The following is a 16,667-nucleotide window of genomic DNA, read 5'->3' on the forward strand; positions in this document are numbered from 1 at the left end:
GCTTAAGATCGGATTTTTCGGGATTTTCCTAGAGCTTTCGGATAAAAGAACGATGCTGCTGCCAATACGGCGAGAATGATTAGGCAGACAGTAGTGCCGATCGCATTTTGTTTATTGAAAACAAAGGATATGAAAATAAGGATCAATGCGAGACTGGCTGCAATGGTTGTAAATGGAGCCCATTTCATCTTGAAAAAAGGGGCAGACGGATAGCTTTTTCGAAGCTTCAGCTGTGCCATGCAAATGCCAAGCCAAAGCAAAAGAACGGTAAAACCAGGGATGGTCATTAAATAGCTGATCACTTCACCTGGTGTTTTGTAGGCAAGGAAAACGCCGATCAAAAGGCTTGCTGCTGTAAGTGCAATGCCGTTAATGGGAATTCCCTGCTTCGTAAGCCCGGCAAGTCTTTTTGGCGCTTCACCGTTCTGCGCCATGGAGAACAAGGTTCTCGACGTTGCATAAATACCGGAATTGGCTGCTGAAAGGACAGCCGTGAGCAATACAAAATTCATGACATGTGCAGCACCAGGTATGCCTGTTGAGGTAAATACCTGCACAAAAGGACTGTCTTTGCCGGAAACCTCATTCCACGGAATCAGCCCGCAGATAATTAAAATCGGCAAAATATAAAACAGGATAACCCTGATGACAGTGCTTTTTATTACTTTTGGCAGCACTTTTTCAGCATCCTTCGTTTCTGTAACCGCAACACCGATCAGCTCTGCTCCGCCGTAGGAGAACATCACCACAAGAAAAGCACTCAGCATGCCGCCGGCCCCATTCGGGAAAAAGCCTCCATGTGCGGTATAGTTTCCGAGCGGATTTTCTACCGGGCTTGGAATCACACCGAAAATCATAAGTGCGCCGAGCAGAATAAAGAGCGTCAATGTAATAATCTTAATTCCGGCAAAATAAAATTCAAATTCGCCATAAAATTTTACTTGTATAAGGTTAATCGCAATCACAAAGATGGCGCAAAACAGTGCAAGCAGCCAAAGCGGCGCTGAAGCAAACCAGAATTGCAGAAAGCTTCCAGCAGCGAGAACCTCCACAACTGTAACGATAATCCAGTTGATCCAGTAGAGCCAGCCCATGATAAAGGAGGTTTGAGAGCCGAATGCTTTGGAAATAAGATGCTGCACATTATGATTTGGGAAGACGCTTGCCATCTCTGCAAGAGCAGACATCACAATAAACAGCAGCAGGCCGCCCAGCAGATAGGCGAAAACGACACTTGGCCCTGCGATATTCAAAGTATCTGAGCTGCCCTTAAAGATGCCTGTTCCAATCATTCCTGCCAAGGCGATAAATTGGACATGCCTCGGGAGCAGCCCTTTTTGCAATCTATTTTCTTGATCCATTCCTTTTCCTGCCTTCCTGAAAAAATAAAAATAAGAATATTATACCACTTAAACGCTTTTATGCTTTTGTGCAGTTAAGCATTAAATATGTTACTAGTATAATAGCGCTATTGTTCACAGTCAATGATAAGGTGCGAATTCGAGGTGGGATGCATATAAATCCAATTTTGCCCTAAAAAAGAGTAGAATAGGTTTTGTTCATAAAGATTGAGAAACGATATGGCATAGAAGAGCGGGGGAGAGCGATGAATTGGCTGTTTGTTCTTGTTACAGCTTGTGCAGGAATTCTAATGTCTCTGCAGGCTGGTGTAAATGGAGCTCTTGGGAAGAAAACGGGGACGATTGAAGGAGCATTTATTTCGTTTGCGATTGGGACACTTGTGCTGTTATTAACCGTCCTTTTTTTTGGTAAAGGAAACAGTCTGCTGTCAGTCCTTACAGTTCCGAAGTGGCAGCTGCTGGGAGGCTTTCTCGGGGCGGTCTATGTAACTGTAATGGTTATAGCTGCGCCGAAAATCGGAGTAGGATCAGCCCTCTTGGCTTCCATTGCTGGACAGATGGTTGCAAGCACGCTGATTGATCATTTTAATCTCTTCGGGGGAAAGCAAATCCCGATTGATTGGAAGCGGATCACAGCTCTCCTTCTTATCGCAGCAGCTCTGTATCTGTTTAACAAAAAATAGCATCAAAAAAATGTGCGGCCAAAACAAACCGCACATTTTAGTTTATTCTTTATTCTTTGATAGCAAATTCAAAATTTCCGGTAAACTTTACTTCTTTGCCGACAAGCACTCCGCCTGTTTCTAAAGCGGCATTCCAAGTAAGGCCGTAGTCTTCTCGGTTTACTCTTCCTTCTACATCAAATCCTGCGACCATACTGCCATCCATTGGGTTTTTAGCCGTTCCATTATAAGTGACATGGAATGTTTCAGTCTTCGTCACATCTTTAATGGTAAAGTCTCCTGTTACTTCGAACTTATCATCGGAAACCTTTTTAATAGACTTGCTTGCAAAAGTTATTTCCGGGTATTTTTCAGCTTCAAAAAAATCTCCAGATTTTAAATGGCCATCCCTGTCAGCATTTCCAGTATCAATAGAAGCAGTTTTTATGGCTGCTTTGACACTTGCAGAGGCAAGATCATCTGGATCTCCTGTAAATTCTACATCGAAATCAGTAAATGCTCCTTTTGCTTTTGAAACCATCATGTGCTTAATCTGGAAGATGACATCGCTATGCACTTTGTCTAAGGTTAATGTTGCCATTTGCTTCTCCTCCTTTATATGGGACGGCCTCGTTTTTGCCGCTAAGTTTATCCTACCAAATCAATGGGAATTTGGGAAAGGAAAATACTTTTAATTCAGAACATTTTTTTCATCCGGCAGGGGTTTGCAGGGGAAACTGGCTCGCAGTGATTGTACAAGGGGAGGCGGGGGCAAAATTCAGTTTTAAAGGAACAAAAATGAGTTTTGCTTCCGAGATATAAGTTTGGACAATAAACAAGCTAAAACGGACGGAAAAAATTGCTCATCAGGACAGAAAAAAGGCTGTTGAACTTCAACAGCCTTTTCAATCATGACCTTTGAATAACTGAAGTAGAATAGGTTTTGATAAGTTTTTGAAGGTTTTTATGTCCTTCTCTCAGCTTTATTGTTTCTTCCATGATTTTTTGAAATCCCTCAATATCCCTGTCAGAGGCGTTCAGTACAGATTTGGGTATCCCTTCGGCAATCTGCTGCAAACTTAATTCCTGTATCATTCTCTTTTAGCCGCCTTTCTTTTTTTTTCTTACTGTTAATTTTACTGGCAGCACCGATTTTTCCTGCAAGAAAGACAAACAATTCATCACCAAATCTCTCCATAATGTTATAAAAAATTTATTTGCAGAACGGTTTATGCCGAATACTGGCTTTTTTACCAATATCGATGGAAATTGGTTTTTTAAGAAATCCCTTTGCTCCTCCCGCATATATATAAATGCTGTATGCAAATGAACAAACGGGGGTTGAGGTATTGCTAAAGAAATGCCTGGTTTTATTCAGCAGTGTGCTACTATTCTTCTTCATTGCCGGAGTGCCGGCGAAAGCTGCTTCAAGCAAGTTTATTATTATCAACAAGGCGGTAAATAAGCTTGCTTACTATGAAAACGGCAGTCTGAAAAGGACCTTTAAAGTGGGGACGGGAAAGAGCCAGACACTAACGCCTGAAGGAAAATTTAAAGTGGTTTCAAAGATTGTGAACAGACCGTATTATACTGGCCACATTCCGGGTGGAGATCCCCGGAACCCGCTAGGCAAAAGATGGCTTGGGCTAAATGCGAGAGGAACGTGGGGAACGACTTACGGCATTCACGGAAACAATAACCCGGCATCAATCGGGGGCTATGTAAGCCATGGCTGCATCAGAATGTATAACGATGAAGTTGCGTGGCTGTATAATCAGGTTCCGCTGGGCACGCCTGTAGTGATCACCACATCTGGAAAATCGTTTGCAACACTGGCTAAAACTTACGGTGCTCAAGCGGGAAGCGGTTCAGGCAGTGAAGCACATCCGGTTTTGAAAAAGGGCAGCAGGGGAGAAGCGGTAAGGGAACTCCAGCAGAAGCTTACAAGCAAAGGCTACAGCACAAATGGAATTGATGGTATTTTTGGATCAGGTACAGAAAAAGCGGTGCTGAATTTTCAAAAAGCTAACGGCCTGAAGCAAGACGGCATAGCAGGGCCCGCAGTATGGGGCAAGCTCAATGGCTCCGTTTCAAAGCCTGCTCTGGGTTCTTCTTTAAGTAACAGCCCTTCATTAAAAAGGGGAAGCAGAGGAGGAGCAGTTAAAGAGCTGCAGCAAAAATTAACGGCCCGCGGCTATTCTACTAAAGGAATTGACGGCATTTTCGGACCCGCAACAGAAGCAGCGGTCATTAAATTCCAGAAGGATCATAAAATGATTGCAGACGGAATAGCCGGAACAGCGGTCAAGAAGAGATTATTATAAAAGTCAAGAAAAACCCTCCTGACATAGCGTCAAGGAGGGTTTTATAAGATTCAGCGATTTTCATGAATCGTATTTTCCTGTAGGGCGAACAGCTCTTGGGCAGTATAAGGCAAATCTTCCTTCAGAATGGCAGCACAATGGCCATTAATCTGAGAGACGGATCTTTCACTATCCATTTCAGGTTCAAGAAGCACGACCAGGTAAATGTCCATATTCGTTTTTGGGTTAAAGTAGTAGATGACGCTATTTTTTTTATTCCAGGCATTCAAAAAATTCGTGTGAATGTAATCAAAATCTTCACCTGTCACATAAGTGAGCTCTTGCAGTGATTTGCCAACAGCATCATCAGAAAGATTGACGCACTGACGCAATGGCTTGTTGATTTCGCTGAAAATAAAATCGCCGCTGTCTTTTTTTAACGTAAACAGCATTGGCTCAAACTTGCTTTCATATTCCAGCACAAGCTTTTTTAAAATGCTTCTTAGTTCTATGCTTAATTTTTCCATTATTCTTCTCCTAAGTATTAGATAGTTCAATAAGTTAATAGTAGGGAATAGAAAATACAATACAATATATGCCAGCCTAAAGCAATATTTGAAGTATTATTTTTAAAAAAACAGAAAAAAATTTGGTCTATTTATCCAATAATCTTTCTTATTTAACCAAATGGAGTTTAAAAAATACATCAATCAGTTGCTATTTAATACAATATCATATAGATTATTATGCATTATGGTATATTAATTGTTACTTATGGCTTCCTGAAAGTACCGGATCATTCTAAGTCCGCATCAGGATCAAGAAGGGATCTAGCCGCATGATAAAGATAAAAGAGCTTAGAAAACAAAATGGCGACACTTTAAAACAGCTCGCCCAGAAAATTAATTATGATTACAGCAATCTTTCCAAAATTGAACGGGGCATTTACAAGCCGTCATTGGAGCTTCTTTCAAAAATCGCACAGGTTTATTCAAAGGATTTGAACTATTTTGCTGATTATCAGGCTGATTACACAGCGGAGGAGCGCAAATTCATTGCAGAACTGGAATTAACTGCAGAAGACCTTACGGAGAAGTATAACCTTGCACTTGATGGGAAAAAGCTGACAAAGGACGAACTGGAATTCATCGTTCTTTTAACCAGAAATCTCCGCAAAGCGGTTGACAGCAAATAATCACAATAAAAAACCTTCCCGCACATTTGTGCCGGGAAGGTTTTTTACGTTGTCTCTATAGAAAAGACGAGAAAAAGATGTGCAAATAAAAAAACGGTCAATGGACCGTTTTTTACCGATGGAGACTAGCGGGATCGAACCGCTGACCTTTTGGCTGCCAGCCAAACGCTCTCCCAGCTGAGCTAAGCCCCCGTATAAAATATAAACTTAAGACATATATAATATAATAACCATTTTCTCAAGAATGTCAACGGGTCTTTACGTGAAAATTTCTAAGTAAATTTACCCGTTTTTTCCTGGATAATTTTCTTGTTTCTATAAAAAAATAACAGAATTATGTCGATAAATCTTATAGGAAGAAAATCAGGGAGGGTCCAGCATGAAATGGGCAAAAGTGCTGCTGTCGGCGGCTGCCGGATGTTTGCTTTTGTATAATGCTTACTTTGAGCATGTCATTAAAGCCAGCGTTGTTCCTTCAAAGCTGCAAAAAGAAGTGCTCGCAGACCGGGATGTTACAAAGGAAGAAGCACTGCTGCTTGTGGCTGAGAAACTTAAAAATGAAGGAAAGAGCAATGTTGGTGTTTCTTTTCAGTCCTTAAAAGACAAGGAATATATTTGTACAGCAAAATGGGAAGAAGCTCAATCAGCAGCAAAAACAGCTGCTTCCGATATGGCGTCTTTTTCCGTTAATAAAGATTCAGGTGCTGTTGAGCCTGTTCCTTTTCAAATAAATTAAAAAGAGGCCGCAGCCTCTTATTGAACGATTGCATGCTTAATTTCCCTAAGCTGCTTTAAATGGCGTTCTTCATGGTAGCCGATAAACTCAATCCACTGTTTCACAGAAAGTTCTCCCATTACAGGATGTTTCAGCGCTCTTTCGGTTAAATCATATTCAATCAGATCTGCAAAGGTCATAAGATCACGCCTGGCTTCCGTCAAAGAAGTGATGGCATGCTCCTTATCCATTAATTCTTCAGATGGAGCAACACTTTCAGGCGCTTCTCTTTTATTGGAGCGGTCTGTTATAATTTCAAGATTTTTTTCCGGCAATGATTTCTCTTCTGCATTAGCTGCAATTTTCTTTAGGGTATTGGTCATAACATGCTCAATTTTTTGCAGGTGATCAGCCAGCTCACTCGGACTCCATTCAGTGCTCGAAGGCTTTTCCTTAAATTTTTCCGCGGGAATCTCTTCCAGTTCGTTCAAAAGCTCTTCTCTGACACGCATCATATGTTCAAACATTCTTTTCTGCCTCCCTTTGCGGCTATCATAGCAAATTTCCCGCATTAAAGTCGTCTGTTAGCTCTTACTTTGCTGCTGTTTTTTCTGCTGCCCACTCTTTAGCCTGCTGGCGCAGCTTATATTTTTGAATTTTTCCGGATGCTGTCATTGGATATTCTTCCATGATAAAGCAGTAATCTGGTATCTTATGAAAGGCAATCCGGCCTTTGCAATATTCACGGATATTTTCCTCTGTTATTTCTTTGCCTTCTTTTATTTTAATGCAGGCAGCAACCCGCTCTCCGTACTTTTCATCAGGAACCCCGATGACTTGAACATCTACAATATCTTCATGTGAATATAAGAATTCCTCAATTTCTCTTGGATAAACATTTTCGCCGCCGCGGATAATCATATCTTTCAGCCTGCCGGTAATGGTAATGTAGCCATCCTCATCCATCGAAGCAAGGTCCCCTGTATGCAGCCAGCCCTCTGAATCAATAGCCTGATGCGTTGCTTCCGGCATCTTATAATAGCCCTTCATCACTAGAAAGCCCCTTGTACAAAGCTCACCTTGCTCGTTTGGCGCCGATTCTTCTCCAGTAAGGGGATCGATAATTTTTACTTCAGCGTGAGGCTGTGCTTTGCCGACTGTGCCAACACGCCGTTCCAGCGAGTCATGGATTCTTGTCTGGGTGATCACTGGGGAGGCTTCTGTCTGGCCATAGGCAATCGTAATTTCCTGCATTCCCATTCTATTCATGACTTTTTTCATGATTTCAGAAGGGCAGGGGGAGCCTGACATAATTCCTCTTTTTAATGAAGACAAATCGTATGAATCAAACTGTTCATCCATTAGCTCAGCGATATACATGGTCGGCACTCCATGAAGAGCCGTGCCTTTTTCCTTATGAATCGTCTCCAGTACACTGCGGGGATGAAACTCTGTAATCGGCAGCATGCAAGCTCCGGCTGTTATGCAGGCAAGCGATCCCATCACACATCCAAAGCAATGGAAAAAAGGAACAGGAATGACAAGCCTGTCTTCACTTGAAAGATTCATGGCCTGGGCAACGAGATAAGCATTATTGATAATATTATGATGGGAAAGCATGACACCCTTAGGAAATCCAGTCGTTCCTGATGTATATTGCATGTTAATTGTTTCATGCTGATCAAGGGCCTTTTCTCTTTCCAGCAGCTCCTCGTCACTGATGTAACTGGCTCCAATCAGCAGTTCCTGCCATGCTGTCATTCCATCAGGGGTATTGCTGCTCCCTATGTAGATGATATTTTTCAATTCGGGGAGCTCACCCTTTGATTCCTTCAAAATGTCCTGAACAATTTTTGTATAAGAAGTTCCTTTATAGCCTTCAATTAAAAACAACGAAGTCACATCCGACTGCTGAAGCAGGTATTGCAGCTCTGATTTTTGATAGCTTGTGTTAACTGTAACGAGTACAGCGCCGATTCTGGCGCTGGCAAATTGCAGCAGCGGCCATTCAGGGATATTGGTCGCCCAAATGGCGATATGTTCGCCTTTTTTTATGCCCATTGCTAACAATGCCTTTGCAATCCTTCCAGTTTCGCCGTAAAATTCTTCATAGGTGTAGCGTATGCCCTCTTTTGAATAAACCATGGCTTCACGCTCGGCAAACTTTTGCGCCGTATCCTTCAGCTGCTGGCCAATTGTTTTTTGGATGAGTGGCTTCATAGTTCCTCCTTTAAAATAAGTTCAGTTAGAAGTGAATACGCTATCATTATACAATATTGACAGAAAATTAAAAAAACTATTTATTAGACAAAATTCAGCAGTTTTTTTAAGAAACGGAGAGAGAAATAGTGAATCAAACAAGCTTTTATCCATACGGCGCTTTGATTATTGGCGTGCTGTCCGTATCAGCATCCGCCATCTTCGTAAAGCTTTCAGCTTCTCCGGCACCTGTTACTGCGTTCTACAGGATGTTTCTTTCAGCACTGATCCTCCTGCCGGTTTTTTTAATGAAAAGCCGGAAAGAAATATCAGGGCTTACGAAAAAAGACTGGATTTTTACTGTTTCAGCAGGAGTGCTTCTCGCTTTTCACTTTGTTCTCTGGTTTGAGTCCCTGCAGTATACCTCAGTGGCAAGTTCAGTTGTTCTTGTTACCCTCCAGCCGCTGTTTGCATTTCTCGGAACCTATCTTTTTTTCAAAGAAAGGCTTTCCATTAAAGCAATGGTCAGCGCACTGGCGGCGATTGGAGGCAGCTTAATCATCAGCTGGGGCGATATGAAAATCAGCGGGATGGCGCTTTTTGGCGATATGCTGGCACTGCTAGCCTGCCTGATGGTCACAGCTTATCTGCTTTTCGGGCAGGAGGTAAGAAAAAGGCACAGCCTGACGCTTTATACAGGTTTAGTTTATGGGATCAGTGCAGCAGTTTTGCTGATTTACTGTCTGGTTTTCTCTTATCCGCTAGCTCCAAAAGAAAGTGGGGATTGGATTTATTTCATTCTGCTGGCCGTTTTTCCGAACCTTCTCGGTCATTCTTTATTTAATTGGGCGCTCAAATGGATCAGCACTAATACGATTTCTGTCGCGATTCTTTTTGAACCTGTTGGGGCCGTGATTCTTGCGTATTTCATTCTTGGAGAAGTGATAACCCTTCCTCAAATAATTGGAGGAACCATTATTTTCGGGGGAATTCTGTGGTTTTTGCTCGGCAGCAGGCCGAAGAAAAATATTCAAACTGCCCATGAGGCAGGATTAGCTGATTAAGCGGGGGAGAAAGATGTACAAGATTCGATTTGCAGCAATTCAGGATATTAAAAATGTAGCAAAGGCTCATGTTGACAGCTGGAGAACAACCTATGACGGAATCGTTGATCAAGGATATTTAAGCGCGTTAAAATACGAGGACCGCGAGCGGCTTTGGGAGCAGACGGATTTGCGCCAGCTGCTTGTGGCAGAAGACGGGCTGGGCAATATTGCCGGCTTTGCCAGCTTTGGAAAAGAACGGACTGGAAAATACGAATACGGAAGCGAGCTATATGCTATTTATCTTCTGAAGCAATTTCAGAAGCAGGGAATCGGAAGAAAATTGTTCTGCAAAGCGATAGAGGAACTGATAAAAAAAGGGGAAGAGTCACTCATGCTGTGGGTCTTTGAAGAAAACCCATCGAGGAAATTTTATGAAAAGTACGACCCTGATTTCATTGATGAAGACCATTTTAAAATCAGCGGAAAGCAGCATACAGAGATTGCCTATGGCTGGAAGGATCTTAGCAAATTAGCGGAAAAACTTAAGGGCGGAGAGTAAAAGGAGAAACCAATAATGGTTTCTTTTTTTTGCCGGCTCTCAAACAGCCCACCATCTTTCGTAAAAGTAGCAGGCAGAACAGGCGAAGAGAATAGCTGAGGGGGCGCTGAAAATCAGGGGCCAGCCATTGACTTTGCCAGCTTCACCGGAAATGCGCAAAATTTCTTTATAGCTGTACAGAAAATGAAAAAGAGAGAGTACATAGCTTATCATCATCAAAACAGCATCCATATTCATTGATCACGGCCTCCAGTAGTATTAACTCTCTTACTCTAGTAAATTCCGCTGCACTCAGGAATATGCCTATTATTTTTGCTGTTCCAGACAGTGAATAAAAATGGATAATTATAAGAGAAAAACAAATTAATAGCAATACTGGTATTGAAATAGTATTGCCTGTATAATTAGCTGGATTTGAAAAAACTGGGGGTCAACATGAAGAAAATTATTGCAACAATTACTGCAATGCTGCTGCTTGTCTTTGCATCAACACCTGCTTTAGCTGCCGTTAAAGATTCTGATCTGAATGCTTATTTGGAAAGAATCGGCATGGAAAGCAAACAAGAGCTGGAGGATTATTTGGATTACAGCGATCTGACACTGAATGATTTCAATTCAGTCCAAGAGCTTGAAAAGGAACTTGGAGCTCCTGTAACCGATCAAAAAAGCCTTGATGCTCTGTTTGCAAAATATAAAACAACCAAAGAAAAAGCGACAAATCTCTTAATAGAAAATGGCGAGCTTGAAAAAGGCGAAAAAATTGAGGATGTCTATTATTTCGTCAATGACCTTGAAGCAGATCTTTCCTATTATCTTGACAATGAACTGACACCGATCACAGAAAGCAGCCTTAAGCAGTTTCTTTCCGATTATGGAATGACGAAAAATGAGCTTGAGGATCTGCTTGCTGAACACGATGATTCTCTTAAAAATTATCAGTATATTGAAGATTTGGAACAGGCTGTTGCCTACTACTTTCAGCCGTCCGCTGATGTGCAAAAAGAAATGGAAGATGTTCTTTCACAGCTTGGCGTAACGGAAAGGGAAATTCAAAAACTATCAGACTATATGGGTTCTGTGATTGAAAACGATCCGACGATTCCTGAAAGGCTCCAGGCGCTTGCTGAAAAAATGATGAAATTCGAAGACTTCGAAAGCATTGATCAGCTTTCTGCAAAGGATCTTGCTGAACTTTTGTCTATTTACAGCGAAGGCATGGATATCTTTCAGCTTCATCCTAAATTTTATCTCGTAAAAGATGGAAAGAAAGAAGAGCTCTCAATTCAGACACTGGTTAAATTGAATGAGTTAAAAGGGGCAAACCTTTTGGTGGAACTGTACGGGAAATCAGGGGAATTGCTGATGGACCTTTTGATTACACCTGAAATCGCCGGCTCTGAAGTGATTAAAGACACAGGAAAAAGCTTGGAGAACACGGCTGTTCATGTGATAAAGAATGAGAAAAAGAAGCCATCCGCCGTTCATCCTGCAAGAACAGAAAAAGGCGCAAAGCTTCCGAAAACAGCCGGCAATTATGCTGAAATGATGGGAGCAGGATTTCTTCTCATCGCTTCTGCCTTCATTCTATTCAGAAGGGCAAAAGCAAAAGCATAATGGGAAACTCAGCAGGTAAGAAGAAGCGGATGCTTCTTCTTTTTGCCATTGCAGCCTTGTTAGGCGGCGGCATTTATCTGGCCGGAACAAATGCTTTTAAGCTGGCCTACGCCTATTTTCTCTATAAGACAGAAAAACCGGCACCTGTCATGCAGCCGGTTCCACCTAGAACTTCCCCCGTAAAAACCGATGAGAAGCAGCAGCTTTACACGGCTGTTCCAAAAATCGGAGAAAATATGGGGGAGCTGTTCATTCCAAAGCTGAAAGCATCTTTGCCGATTTATCATGGGACGGATGAGGACGAGCTTGAAAGAGGTGTGGGGCACTATGCAGGTTCTGTCCTTCCAGGCGAAAAAGATAATTCTGTTCTTGCCGGCCATAGGGATACGGTATTCAGGCGGCTTGGCGAAGTGGGAAAGAAAGATTTGCTCATTGTAAAAACAAAGGCCGGAACGTTCACCTATAAGGTTAGAAAAGTCCGGATTGTGGATGCCGATGACAGAACAGTCATTGTCCCGAAACCGAAGGCGACGCTCACCGTATCAACGTGCTATCCATTCCGGTTTATCGGGCCAGCCCCTAAAAGATATGTGCTTGTTGCCGATTTAATTGGAAGCCAAATAAAAAAGTGAACTCAAGTGAGTTCACTTTTCCTTTTTAATAAAGCCGGTGATGTCTGCAGAAGCAGAACAACAATCAAACAGCTGACGATCCAGGAAGGAATCATATAAGTACTATTGTAAATAAGAGAGTAAGGCACAACAGGCGTCCCTTTTGGAGCATATGAAGCAAAGAAAACAATCCCGGAAATCACATGCGCCAAATAACGCAATGCACTTCCTGCAAGACCTGCCGTAAAAACAGACAGTACAACTGCCCTTTTCCGGCGGCTGTCAGCTGAAGAGATGACCCAGCTGGAAAATAGACCGCTAATGCCAAGCAGGGCATATGCGAGAGAATAGTCCAGCAAAAATTGCACCCAATGAACAATGCTTGCCATACCGAGGACAATCTGCAAAGTACCGGTCAGAAAGCCGGTCAGTACGCCGCCTTTCCAGCCCCATCGAAAGGCCATGAGGAAAATGGGCACCATCGCAAGCGACAAGCTGCCTCCTTGGGGAAGCCTGGGCAATATATTTGAAAAATAATCGAGTAAAAGAGCGATGGCTGAAAAAATCGCCGTTTCTACCATAAAAATCAGCCGTTGATTCATCCTGCACCTCAATCTACCGACCAAAAGAGAGCATGAAAAAAGCAATGCGGGGAACTCTGTCGTTCGTTTCCACGCACTGCTTTGAGTAAAGGTAAAATAAGTACATGCCACATCCCTACGCAGTCACTAACTAACAGGTTCAAAGGGTCAGAACAAAGTTCACTCTCAGCTTTCGCACCCCTTGTGGTCGATTCATTATTTATGAATAATGATACTATACAACAATTCGCAAATTTCGACAACCAGTTTTGTAAAGGAAAATCAATTTTTCTTTACATTTTTCTAACGGGCTGATATCTTTTGGTAGAGAGCTGGCATGAAAGGGATTTCTTTGCCGCAATACATTTTTATACGTCGGGGAGCTGAGTGAACTTGGCTGAGAGGACGCTGATTAGCGTCGACCCGTTAACCTGATCTGGGTAATGCCAGCGTAGGGAGCCGTTCATAACGTTTTGCTTATGACATTCAAGCATAAAGGCTGCCTATCAAGGCAGTCTTTTTTTGTTGCCATGCCAGCTCAGGTCCTAAAGATATGAGCCGTGGTTCAGCGGCCGGCAGCATATCTAAATACAATGAAACAGGGGGAAAAATGATGTCTATCGTTAATTTAGCTTTTCAAGTCCTTCCAAAATCTGAAGGCGGCAGCACATACGAAATCGTAGATAAAGCAATTGAAACGGTACAGCAATCAGGAGTCAAATATGAAGTAGGTGCAATGGAAACGGTGATGGAGGGAGAGCTTGATCAGCTTCTAGACATTGTCAAAAGAGCCCAGGATGCCTGCATAGAAGCTGGAGCAAGCGAAGTTATGACGCACATGAAAATTCATTACCGGCCAGCATCAGGAGTGACCATGGATGAAAAAATTAAAAAATACCGCTTATAATCCTTCCCGGTCGGTATTCCAGGCATTCAGCCGTCTGGCTGATATGGCGCTTCCCGGTATGGCGATCCTCGTGTTTTTAATTATCTGGCAAGCTGCCGTAAAGGGGAGCGGCATTGAAAAATGGATTCTTCCTGCACCTGCTGACGTAGTGCAAACTCTTTTCAGCATGATTCCTGGACTTGCTCCGCACGTTATTCAAACAGCTGCAGAAGCACTGGCTGGATTAGCACTTGCCGCTTTGGCCGGCGTTTTCTTCGGCATCATCATTGATCTTTCAAAATGGCTGCGAAAAGCAATTTATCCCTTGCTGATCATCTCCCAGACTATTCCGATCATTGCGCTGGCGCCGCTGTTTATCATCTGGTTTGGATTCGGCATGTTTCCGAAAATTTTAATCACAGCACTTGTTTGCTTTTTTCCCATAGCTGTTAATCTGGCAGATGGATTCCGGCTTGCAGACAAAGACATGCTGAAGCTGATGAAAACCTTTCGGGCATCGAGAACACAGATTTATATGAAGGTAAAGTTCCCGCATGCTCTGCCGTTTTTATTCTCCGGCCTGAAAATCGCCGGTACATACAGTGTAATGGGAGCTGTAATAGGGGAATGGCTCGGCTCTGATAAGGGACTGGGCATTCTTCTAACGAGAAGCAGCCAATCCTTTTTAACCGACAAAGTGTTTGCAGTCATCTTTATCATCGTCCTGCTGAGTCTAGTGGTTTTTGGAGTGATTGAAGGACTCGCACGGCTTGCTATGCCATGGAGATACGCCCAGCAAAAATATGAAAAATACTAATAAGAACAGGTGAGAATATGAAAAAGGGAATACTGGCATGTTTACTCCTTGCCGTTGTGCTGATTGCTTCCTCCTGCAGCAGCGGGAAGTCCGCCAATTCAGGAGAAAGTGCTTCTTTAAAGAAAGTAAAAGTTATGCTGGACTGGTTTCCTAATACAAATCATACAGGTATATATGCAGCAAAAGAAAAAGGCTACTATAAAAAAGAAGGACTGGATGTTGAAATCGTTGAGCCTGGGGAAGGTACGAGCACGGACCAAGTGGTCGCTGCCGGAAAAGCCGATTATGGGATCAGCTATCAAGAAAACATTACCCAGGCTAGATCCAATGGCATTCCGCTTGTATCAATCGGTGCCATTATTCAGGAAAACACCTCAGCCTTTGCCTCTTTAAAAAAGGATGGCATTGCTTCTCCAAAGGATTTTGAAGGAAAGCGCTACGGAGGATGGGGAGCCCCGACAGAAGAAGCTGTATTAAACGCTGTTATGAAAAAGAACGGCGCTGATCCCGGAAAAGTGAAAAACGTTACACTCGGAGCGACAGACTTCTTTCAATCAATCGGAAGAGACGCAGACTTTGAATGGATCTATTACGGCTGGGACGGGATTGAAGCAGAACGAAAGGGCATCAAGCTCAACTATATCTTTCTCAAAGACCTTGATCCGGCCCTGAACTATTACACACCAGTCATAGCAGCAAGCGAAAAGAAAATTAAAGAAGATAAAGAGACTACCGCAAAATTTATGAAAGCAACTTCTCTCGGCTACCAGTTTGCAATAAATCACCCAGAAGATGCAGCGGACTTGTTAATTAAACAAGTGCCTGATATAAATGCCGATCTTGTGAAAAAAAGCCAAAAATGGATCAGTTCGCAATATCAGGGCAAAGCAGAGGTATGGGGACAGCAAAAAGAAGAAGTGTGGAAAAAATATGCCGACTGGATGTTTGAAAGGAAACTGATTAAAGAAAACATTGATGCCTCCAAAGCCTACACGAATGAATTTCTTCCAAAGGATAGCACAGACTGATGCTATCCCTTGAAGATGTATCTAAAACTTACAAGCAGCAAAAGGATTCCATTACAGCTGTTCAGCGCACAGATTTAACGGTGAAAAAAGGGGAGTTCGTCAGCCTGATCGGCCCAAGCGGATGCGGGAAAAGCACTATTCTGGATATAGCAGCAGGACTTATCCCTCCAACGGAAGGGAAGGTTCTTTTTGAAGGAAAAGACATTACAGGCAAGGTCGGCTATTCCGCCTATATGCCGCAGGCCGATGTGCTGCTTCCCTGGCGGACAATTTTAGAAAACGCCGTCCTTTCTCTTGAAATGAAAGGAATTAAGAAGAAGGAAGCCAAAGAAAAAGCGGCGCCTTTAATGGAATTATTCGGCCTGAAAGGGTTTGAAAATCACTATCCGTTCATGCTATCCGGAGGCATGAGACAAAGAGTCAGCTTTCTGAGAACTATTCTCTATGAAAAAGAAATGCTGCTTCTTGATGAACCTTTCGGCAAGCTGGATGCCATCACAAGACTCAATCTGCAGGAATGGCTTCTCGGTATATGCAGCCAGCTGAATCTGACGGTTCTTTTCATTACACATGATATTGATGAAGCAATCTATCTATCGGACCGCATTTATGTAATGTCAAAAAGGCCTGGAAAGGTTATTAAAGAAGCGAAGGTGCCGTTTGGAAGGCCTAGAACGGCGGATGTGATGGCTGAGCGCGAGTTTGGGGAACTGAAGCGGGAGTTGATTGGGGTGTTAAGGTAGGCTTGATGGGGTCTCAGTCCTCCTATAAAAGGAGGGACATGTCCCGTGCTGCTGTAAAGCGGCGGGGGAAAGAGAGCCCAGCAGGTTATCTTGTTTGGTTCCAGGTCTTTAGTTCATTAATGCAAGAGGGGACAGGGGGAAAAAGCAATATCCGTATTCTAGTAAAACTTTTTTATAATATCTTAAAATTTCTATTGAAAGAGCTTGGAATACATGATATATTAATGTTCGTCGCTGATAAACGGCGCTGAAAAACATTTTAAAAAGTTGTTGACAACTGATTGGTAACTTGATATACTCAAGAGGTCGCTTTCGGGCGATTGTCACAAAGTTGACACAATTTAATC

The 16,667-nt window shown here is 42.7% G+C and carries 20 protein-coding genes, 1 tRNA gene and 2 riboswitches; of the genes, 12 read left to right on the forward strand and 9 right to left on the reverse strand.

Going from position 1 to position 16,667, the window contains the following annotated elements:
* Nucleotides 1-2: 2 nt before the first annotated feature.
* Complete coding sequence (locus LRR81_RS16515) at nt 3-1,361, reverse strand: amino acid permease (protein WP_231790495.1); 1,359 nt, start codon at nt 1,359-1,361, stop codon at nt 3-5.
* 245 nt (nt 1,362-1,606) lie between these two features.
* Here LRR81_RS16515 and LRR81_RS16520 point away from each other — a divergent pair, with 245 nt between their 5' ends.
* Complete coding sequence (locus LRR81_RS16520) at nt 1,607-2,044, forward strand: DMT family transporter (RefSeq protein ID WP_231790496.1); 438 nt, start codon at nt 1,607-1,609, stop codon at nt 2,042-2,044.
* 49 nt (nt 2,045-2,093) lie between these two features.
* Here the strand turns inward: LRR81_RS16520 and LRR81_RS16525 are convergent, their stop codons facing one another.
* Together LRR81_RS16525 and LRR81_RS16530 are read right to left on the reverse strand one after the other, a co-directional pair.
* Nucleotides 2,094-2,624, reverse strand: a complete 531-nt coding sequence (locus LRR81_RS16525; RefSeq protein ID WP_231790497.1) for a YceI family protein — start codon at nt 2,622-2,624, stop codon at nt 2,094-2,096.
* A gap of 308 nt (nt 2,625-2,932) precedes the next feature.
* Nucleotides 2,933-3,118, reverse strand: coding sequence for a hypothetical protein (locus LRR81_RS16530; protein ID WP_231790498.1), 186 nt, complete (start codon nt 3,116-3,118; stop codon nt 2,933-2,935).
* Nucleotides 3,119-3,372: 254 nt separating this feature from the next.
* On the opposite strand from LRR81_RS16530, the gene LRR81_RS16535 reads away from it, so the two are divergent.
* Nucleotides 3,373-4,347 (forward strand): L,D-transpeptidase family protein, encoded by a 975-nt coding sequence (locus LRR81_RS16535; protein ID WP_231790499.1) that lies wholly within the window; start codon nt 3,373-3,375, stop codon nt 4,345-4,347.
* Nucleotides 4,348-4,397: 50 nt separating this feature from the next.
* On the opposite strand, the gene LRR81_RS16540 is transcribed toward LRR81_RS16535, so the two are convergent.
* Nucleotides 4,398-4,853 carry a hypothetical protein gene (locus LRR81_RS16540; RefSeq protein WP_231790500.1) on the reverse strand — a complete coding sequence of 152 codons (456 nt, stop codon included), beginning with the start codon at nt 4,851-4,853 and terminating at the stop codon, nt 4,398-4,400.
* Between the two features lie 311 nt (nt 4,854-5,164).
* Between LRR81_RS16540 and LRR81_RS16545 the strand changes: the two genes are divergently transcribed.
* Nucleotides 5,165-5,521 carry a helix-turn-helix domain-containing protein gene (locus LRR81_RS16545; RefSeq protein WP_231790501.1) on the forward strand — a complete coding sequence of 119 codons (357 nt, stop codon included), beginning with the start codon at nt 5,165-5,167 and terminating at the stop codon, nt 5,519-5,521.
* 119 nt (nt 5,522-5,640) lie between these two features.
* Here LRR81_RS16545 and LRR81_RS16550 read toward each other — a convergent pair.
* Nucleotides 5,641-5,713: transfer RNA gene (locus LRR81_RS16550), tRNA-Ala, on the reverse strand.
* 187 nt (nt 5,714-5,900) lie between these two features.
* On the opposite strand from LRR81_RS16550, the gene LRR81_RS16555 reads away from it, so the two are divergent.
* Nucleotides 5,901-6,257 (forward strand): hypothetical protein, encoded by a 357-nt coding sequence (locus LRR81_RS16555; protein ID WP_231790502.1) that lies wholly within the window; start codon nt 5,901-5,903, stop codon nt 6,255-6,257.
* A 17-nt stretch (nt 6,258-6,274) separates the two neighbouring features.
* Here LRR81_RS16555 and LRR81_RS16560 read toward each other — a convergent pair whose 3' ends face one another.
* Nucleotides 6,275-6,763, reverse strand: coding sequence for a DinB family protein (locus LRR81_RS16560; RefSeq protein WP_231790503.1), 489 nt, complete (start codon nt 6,761-6,763; stop codon nt 6,275-6,277).
* Nucleotides 6,764-6,827: 64 nt separating this feature from the next.
* Nucleotides 6,828-8,456, reverse strand: coding sequence for an AMP-binding protein (locus LRR81_RS16565; RefSeq protein ID WP_231790504.1), 1,629 nt, complete (start codon nt 8,454-8,456; stop codon nt 6,828-6,830).
* A 128-nt stretch (nt 8,457-8,584) separates the two neighbouring features.
* Between LRR81_RS16565 and LRR81_RS16570 the strand changes: the two genes are divergently transcribed.
* Nucleotides 8,585-9,499, forward strand: a complete 915-nt coding sequence (locus LRR81_RS16570) for a DMT family transporter (protein WP_231790505.1) — start codon at nt 8,585-8,587, stop codon at nt 9,497-9,499.
* A 13-nt stretch (nt 9,500-9,512) separates the two neighbouring features.
* Nucleotides 9,513-10,040: a GNAT family N-acetyltransferase gene (locus tag LRR81_RS16575; protein ID WP_231790506.1), complete on the forward strand. Its 528-nt coding sequence runs from the start codon at nt 9,513-9,515 to the stop codon at nt 10,038-10,040.
* Nucleotides 10,041-10,079: 39 nt separating this feature from the next.
* Here LRR81_RS16575 and LRR81_RS16580 read toward each other — a convergent pair whose 3' ends face one another.
* Entirely contained in the window at nt 10,080-10,277 is a 198-nt protein-coding gene (locus LRR81_RS16580; protein ID WP_231790507.1) for a hypothetical protein, read from the reverse strand.
* A gap of 198 nt (nt 10,278-10,475) precedes the next feature.
* On the opposite strand from LRR81_RS16580, the gene LRR81_RS16585 reads away from it, so the two are divergent.
* Both LRR81_RS16585 and LRR81_RS16590 read left to right on the forward strand, forming a co-directional pair.
* Nucleotides 10,476-11,654 carry a processed acidic surface protein gene (locus LRR81_RS16585; RefSeq protein WP_231790508.1) on the forward strand — a complete coding sequence of 393 codons (1,179 nt, stop codon included), beginning with the start codon at nt 10,476-10,478 and terminating at the stop codon, nt 11,652-11,654.
* On the forward strand, nt 11,654-12,286 hold the full coding sequence (locus LRR81_RS16590) for a class D sortase (RefSeq protein ID WP_231790509.1): 633 nt from the start codon (nt 11,654-11,656) through the stop codon (nt 12,284-12,286). The genes LRR81_RS16585 and LRR81_RS16590 overlap by 1 nt, the downstream gene beginning before the upstream one ends.
* A 2-nt stretch (nt 12,287-12,288) precedes the next feature.
* On the opposite strand, the gene thiT is transcribed toward LRR81_RS16590, so the two are convergent.
* The gene (thiT, locus tag LRR81_RS16595; protein ID WP_231790510.1) at nt 12,289-12,867 is read right to left on the reverse strand and encodes an energy-coupled thiamine transporter ThiT; all 579 of its coding nucleotides are present in this window, start codon (nt 12,865-12,867) and stop codon (nt 12,289-12,291) included.
* A 95-nt stretch (nt 12,868-12,962) separates the two neighbouring features.
* Nucleotides 12,963-13,059, reverse strand: a riboswitch (TPP riboswitch).
* 153 nt (nt 13,060-13,212) lie between these two features.
* Nucleotides 13,213-13,322: riboswitch (TPP riboswitch) on the forward strand.
* A gap of 137 nt (nt 13,323-13,459) precedes the next feature.
* On the opposite strand from thiT, the gene LRR81_RS16600 reads away from it, so the two are divergent.
* From LRR81_RS16600 to LRR81_RS16615, 4 genes are read left to right on the forward strand one after another with little or no spacing between them, the layout of a single operon-like run.
* Nucleotides 13,460-13,753, forward strand: a complete 294-nt coding sequence (locus LRR81_RS16600; protein WP_408631617.1) for an MTH1187 family thiamine-binding protein — start codon at nt 13,460-13,462, stop codon at nt 13,751-13,753.
* A 43-nt stretch (nt 13,754-13,796) separates the two neighbouring features.
* The gene (locus LRR81_RS16605; RefSeq protein ID WP_331716352.1) at nt 13,797-14,549 is read left to right on the forward strand and encodes an ABC transporter permease; all 753 of its coding nucleotides are present in this window, start codon (nt 13,797-13,799) and stop codon (nt 14,547-14,549) included.
* 17 nt (nt 14,550-14,566) lie between these two features.
* Nucleotides 14,567-15,577, forward strand: coding sequence for an ABC transporter substrate-binding protein (locus LRR81_RS16610; RefSeq protein ID WP_231790513.1), 1,011 nt, complete (start codon nt 14,567-14,569; stop codon nt 15,575-15,577).
* Nucleotides 15,577-16,320 carry an ABC transporter ATP-binding protein gene (locus tag LRR81_RS16615; RefSeq protein WP_231790514.1) on the forward strand — a complete coding sequence of 248 codons (744 nt, stop codon included), beginning with the start codon at nt 15,577-15,579 and terminating at the stop codon, nt 16,318-16,320. Before LRR81_RS16610 ends, LRR81_RS16615 begins: the two co-directional genes overlap by 1 nt.
* Nucleotides 16,321-16,667: the final 347 nt, after the last annotated feature.

The organism is Metabacillus kandeliae, from assembly GCF_021166585.1.
Classification (GTDB): Bacteria; Bacillota; Bacilli; order Bacillales; family Bacillaceae; genus Metabacillus_B; species Metabacillus_B kandeliae.